This is a genomic window from Chitinophagaceae bacterium, assembly GCA_007695095.1.
In the GTDB taxonomy this organism is placed as follows: Bacteria; Bacteroidota; Bacteroidia; order Chitinophagales; family REEL01; genus REEL01.
On sequence record REEL01000117.1, the window covers coordinates 1 to 5,474 of the forward strand.

Annotated in this window: 8 protein-coding genes; 1 reads left to right on the forward strand and 7 read right to left on the reverse strand. The window is 34.1% G+C overall.

The features are described from left to right. The first annotated feature begins 90 nt into the window (after positions 1-90). Positions 91-495: a hypothetical protein gene (locus EA412_08260; protein TVR78590.1), complete on the forward strand. Its 405-nt coding sequence runs from the start codon at positions 91-93 to the stop codon at positions 493-495. Here the strand turns inward: EA412_08260 and EA412_08265 are convergent. From EA412_08265 to EA412_08295, 7 genes are all read right to left on the reverse strand, one after another. Next, positions 447-968: a hypothetical protein gene (locus tag EA412_08265; protein TVR78591.1), complete on the reverse strand. Its 522-nt coding sequence runs from the start codon at positions 966-968 to the stop codon at positions 447-449. The genes EA412_08260 and EA412_08265 overlap by 49 nt on opposite strands. Before the next feature lie 252 nt (positions 969-1,220). Further along, on the reverse strand, positions 1,221-2,048 hold the full coding sequence (locus EA412_08270; protein ID TVR78592.1) for a class I SAM-dependent methyltransferase: 828 nt from the start codon (positions 2,046-2,048) through the stop codon (positions 1,221-1,223). Positions 2,049-2,262: 214 nt separating this feature from the next. Further along, positions 2,263-2,637 (reverse strand): hypothetical protein, encoded by a 375-nt coding sequence (locus EA412_08275; protein ID TVR78593.1) that lies wholly within the window; start codon positions 2,635-2,637, stop codon positions 2,263-2,265. Between the two features lie 434 nt (positions 2,638-3,071). Beyond that, positions 3,072-3,560 (reverse strand): DUF1772 domain-containing protein, encoded by a 489-nt coding sequence (locus EA412_08280; GenBank protein ID TVR78594.1) that lies wholly within the window; start codon positions 3,558-3,560, stop codon positions 3,072-3,074. Next, entirely contained in the window at positions 3,557-3,892 is a 336-nt protein-coding gene (locus tag EA412_08285) for a cytochrome c (protein ID TVR78595.1), read from the reverse strand. Before EA412_08285 ends, EA412_08280 begins: the two co-directional genes overlap by 4 nt. Beyond that, positions 3,892-4,518, reverse strand: coding sequence for an SDR family oxidoreductase (locus EA412_08290; GenBank protein TVR78596.1), 627 nt, complete (start codon positions 4,516-4,518; stop codon positions 3,892-3,894). The genes EA412_08285 and EA412_08290 overlap by 1 nt, the downstream gene beginning before the upstream one ends. Positions 4,519-4,596: 78 nt before the next feature. Beyond that, complete coding sequence (locus EA412_08295) at positions 4,597-5,373, reverse strand: AraC family transcriptional regulator (GenBank protein TVR78597.1); 777 nt, start codon at positions 5,371-5,373, stop codon at positions 4,597-4,599. Positions 5,374-5,474: the final 101 nt, after the last annotated feature.

Below are 5,474 nucleotides of genomic sequence, written 5' to 3' on the forward strand. Positions count from 1 at the left end.
TTGTTTTGATATCATATGTAAATTAAAATCGACGTAAAGATACGGAGTATTTTTGTACCAGACAACTTTAAAGTTGAGATTTCAATAAAATTGATAACTATAATAACTTTATGGTTGTTTTTACAAATCGGGGTTCCTGTCAAAATACTAAAATCATTGCACAACGCAGCCGGGTTGGATAAAAAAGCATGTATGTGGCTGCGAAATAAAACTTCCAGACTTATAAAGAAGGGGGGTCAGTATCCGCCGGAATGGCAGATGTTTTTTAAAATATTTTTCCCGGTTTTAAGGGGGTCAGTATGGTCCGGAATATCCACCTGCTTCCAGGTAAGTGGGAATGCGGTATTGCTCAAAAACTTCTTCACTTACTTCGCCGTTTTTGCAGGAAACTCCGCTTATATCGGCCGGAAGGCGGGTTGTTGGCTATACCATATTGTGCCCAATTCTTACTTTATTTTGAATGTATTCATTATTTTTTCGCCAACCGTTAAATAATTGTCGAACTGATTTATTTCAGTGGTCAGTGTCAGAACATAAGCCTTTTCATTAACTACCCAATAGTACTGAAGCCATTTTAAATCGAACAGCCCTTGTTTCCCTGTGTGGATTATTTTATGTAATTCTCTGTTATTATTTCCCTTAACTCTCTCGCTTTCAATTATATTTCCGTCGGTAATCATAGTGTTTATTTGTCCTTCCGATATTTCGACATACTGGTCAAGGTTTATGTTGTACCCCTTTAAATCCTGAATGATTAAATTTATGTTTTCTCGAAAGAAATCATGTTCAGAAGTTTGATTTGATAGTAACATGAAGCTGCTTCCCATATGTCCTGATTTATCAAGCTCAAATGTGTCTGGGTAATGAATTGTAAAGTTTGCTTTGTTCAATACTTTCCAATTCTCAGGTATTTCGACTTGGTTTTCTTTTTTGGTATTCTGTTCGCAAGCGCTTAAATAAAAAGCCAATGCTGTTAAACAAATTAGCGCGAATGGTCTCATTTTTCTCTTTTAAGGTTATTTAATTCACTTTGTCATATTTGGTTTGGTCTCTTGTAAAATTGGGCACAACGGTTTGAATATGGTTCGTGCCGCACTTTATTGAATAGTTTTCTTTAGATTCCCTGCTATCAAATCTACTGATTCTATCTCTGGGTATTTCGAAGCTGCGGCATGAACTATATTTTTTTTTGTTGTGTGTAGTTTGTATTATCTTTTTCTTCACTTTTTTTGCTCGACAATCATTACCTGGTCTGCAATATTATTGTAAATTGGTTTAAATAATCGCTTGAACTCAAGTTCACTTTGCCTTTTGAGTTTATCAATGGTAGGGGAATAGTTCGTTTGATAGGGTGGAGTTGTAGTTAATAGAGGATGAGATGAACAAAATTCTAATCCCTTAGTCCTCAGTTTTTTCAATTTGCTGTTCGATCTTAAATACATAATATGTGTTTCTCCCTTTATAGGAACCTTAAGTGTTGTTTTTAGTCTTAACAAACTCGCCCTAAATTTTCTGTTTTTCAGATAATAAAGGGTTTCTCCAAGACAAAATGGAGTTAGATGAGCAGTTATCAGAAAGCCCCCCTTTTTTAAATAATTTGATAATATTTGGTTGACTTTTAATAGTAAGTCATTATCAATGTAAGAATAGCCACCAGTAATTGAATAAATCAAATCGAATTGCTTTTCTTTAAACGATGATTTATCGAGGTTTTGCATCATAGTTTGATATAGAGTGATCTGTCCGTTTTCGATCTTGTCCTTAAACTTTTCATAAGATTTGTTTAACATTCCTCCAGAACCATCGGTACCAATGATTTTATATCCATTTGAAAGAAAAAATGGAAAATCATTACCGGTTCCACAATTGAGATCTAGAACCTCTTTGTTTTTTCCTTCTGGAATATAATGCTTTACAATGCTGTGAGCTAAATTTTTAGTAAGAGCATAAATTGTATCTGGCTTTAATAATTTGGAATAACTCAAGGCGTATTTATCCCATCCTGAATCGTATGTGAAATGTTCGTCGTATATATAAGGTTCTATCATTCGTATTATTTTATTTTCAGATCTATTTGGAAAAAGATTAAAAAAATATTTAATTGTATTTTCTGTAGTTGGGAATTACACACAACATTGGCAATATGAAAAGTTGGGCATTTTGAAATACCAAACTTTCAATTTACTATAGTGATTACTTAATGTTATAATGTTCATATTTAGCACTTTTCGCCCAATTTTTTTTATTGCGTTTTATGGTCCATTATTTCTTATCCAATATTAAATGACCAAGTTCATGGCATAACCCATAGATGTTATTCTTCCCTCCATTTCCTGGAGAATTAAATGAATCCATTGTTTTGTATTCAAGCGTAATACTCTTTAGCCTTCTCCGGTCAAAATATAAAACACTCCTGTCGGTGTTTTTGATAGTAAAATTAACCTTATCAGGCAGGTTGTAACCATTTCTAATCGCAATAGTCCGTGCTAATTCCAATACCTTAAGGCTTGCTTTTGCATATTCTTCAGCTTCAATATCATATTTGACTTTAAAATGCATTGTTTCAATTTTACCTGTTTGACCATTAAGCAAGGTTGAACCAAAAATCAGGAGTAAGAAAATTGTTAATATGTTCATTTCTTAAAAGTTAATTTTTAATCAAATAATTCATTTAGTCATTGATTATTAAGCTTATCCGTCACGCTAATGGGCTATAACTCTCATACATTTGCAAATATAAACCCCTTTCCCAACTTTCAACACATACCCCTGGTAGTAATTCGTTTCATTCCGGTTTGTGTAAAAAAAGAAATTTCATTTCCCTTTGCTAAATCCTAGTCTGTTATTCCGGGCGGAACAAAGTGGAGCGAAGCATATCGCAGTCCTATCATTTTTCAAGGAATTTTTTTCAAAACCCATATCTCTTTGTTATTCAAATTTTTAATTCCTTTTAAAATAACAAAACGGTCGCAAAGTAGATAGACCATTTTTAGGGGTGTAGTTCAATCCCGCAAAGGTGGGATTGGGTGTTGCGGACCGCTCATATTCCTGTATATTGGCGGGTCGTTGTTCTATTTACTCATTTCAAACTGCCATAAAGTTATCAAGATTAAGGAAATTACAGATAAAACAGCTCTGATGTTATTCCAAAATGTCCAACGTTTTTCAAATAAATTTCTAAATTCCGTGAGTTCTATTTGACTTACATTGAGGAGGTCAAACCTTTCCAATTGATTATTTAAAGGCACATTGATGGTAGCCGTTATACCAATTACTAAGATGTAGGTCAAAAATCCTGCAATGAGTAACCAACGATTCGAAACGTCATTTTGATGAAAGTAAATCGTTAATGGAAAAAGCAATAAAGGGCAGAAAAAGCAAAACAGGAAAAGGGGGCTCAATATTTCTTTGTTGATGCTTTTCATTGCTTTCAAAAATTCCAAGGCTGATAAATGCTTTAATCCCGGGCTAACAGCAATTGTAAATGAAAATAGAAGCCCTGATATGAGAGCAACCGAAATCATCAAAGCAATTGGAAATAAGCAACTTACTTTTATCATTCCTTCAATGTTTTTATGTATGATATTATATCTTTAATTTGGTCTGCATTAAGCTTCTTTTCCCACGAAGGTATAATTCCTTTTCCTTTTTGAATAATTCTCAAATATTGGCCATCAGTAAGAGCTGACTTTTGAAGATTTTTTGCTCCAAACTTGCCTTTCGTGCCGTCTAATCCGTGACATTTTGCACAGTTTTGTTCGAAGAGTGCTTTTCCAGAACCTACTGAATTTTCAAAATGAGTTGGTGGATTTTGAACAGGCATTGTTTTATTTGAAAAAAACAACGCCCCAAATGCCCAAAGATTCAAAATGAGTATTGTAGTTGTCTTCATCAGTTTGAAATGCTAATGGTTTTCTTAATAAACATATCAGAACTAAGTTGCTCCACCATAAAACAAGCCACATCAGCCCTTGAAATTTTAAGCCTTAGGTTTCTTGTTTGGGCATTAAATCCAACTTGGAAATTTTGGGTTGAAGGTTCATTTGTAAATGCACTTGGACGTACAATGGTAAAGTCAAGATTAGTTTCATTAATGTAACCTTCTTGTAATTTGTGGTCATTGAAGGCTTTTTTAATGAGAAAGCCAAACATAATGTACTTCCAAAAGAAGTTAAGATTGTGCCAGCTATCTCCAATCCCCAAAGTGGTTTGGCATATCAGACGGGTTACGCCTAAATGCTCCATAGCTTTAATAATGTTTTGAGTGCCTTTTGCTCGCACTGTGCCTTTTGCTCCATCGCCCAGACAACATAATACAGCGTCTGTACCTTTGATGGCACTTTGTACATCTTCAAAATTGAATACATCACCTTGAATGATAGATAACTTAGGACTTTCTATTTCTTTCAGTTTGGTGGCATTGCGGGTAAATGCTTTTACAGAGTAGTCTTTAGCCAAGGCTTCTTTTACTACGTATGTTCCGAGTGAGCCTGTCGCTCCAAAAATGATTACTTGCATAAACTTTATAATTTTATGCAAAGTTGCGATGCTCCTACTTGGTAAAATAGAACAAAAACGACAAAATCAAATGCCGTTTTATTTGGTAATAAATTGTTTTGGTGTTTTACCTGTAAAGGATTTGAAAACTCTTATAAAATGAGATTGGTCAGCAAAACCATTTTCATACACCACATCAGTTAAGGAAGCAAAATCTTTCACCGATAGCTGTGTCAATGAATTTTGGAACTGAATAATCTTAGCAAACTGTTTAGGTAAAAGCCCCGTTTCGGATAAAAATCTTCTTTCAAAAGTGCGTTTTGTCAAGTGTACTTCTTTTGCAGTTTCAACTAAACTACACTTTCCTTTGGCTGCCAAGATTTTATTGATAGCCGAAAATATCGCATTATCAAAGTTGTTTTTCTTTGCTTCAATTAATTTTTCAATGTAAGAAGATAGTAATTTAACTCTTGAATATGGGTTATTGTCAAGCGATAACGCTGACGAAATATTGTTTTGAACTTGGGTGATTTCAAGACTTAAATCATAACAATTATCATTGATTGATTTTGGGTCAATTTTAAAAAGGGTGTTAAGGGTAAAGGGGTAAAGTTGAAATACAATCATTTGATAACTTCCAAAAATCTCAATTTCAATCGGTTCAATTGTCTGTCCATAAATAAACAATTGAGGCATCCTTTTTCTATGCGGGTTCACATAAAGCCCGTTTGGTGTTTCGTGATACATCAATCCAGGAAACCCGTCAGCAAAAAAAGGTAAATTGGTTTTAGTGTCGGTTTCATTACTTTCAAATACCATTATGCTTTTCACAAAAGGTGAAAGAGCTTTGTCAAATTCTATATTCTGAAACTTCATTTTGTCGGTTTGCTTGTCTTTTACAATGCCCGCTAACGTTCCTGTTATAGCCACATTAGCGAATTTATTCCGCTTTGCTCCATGAGGGCGTTGCGGGCTTT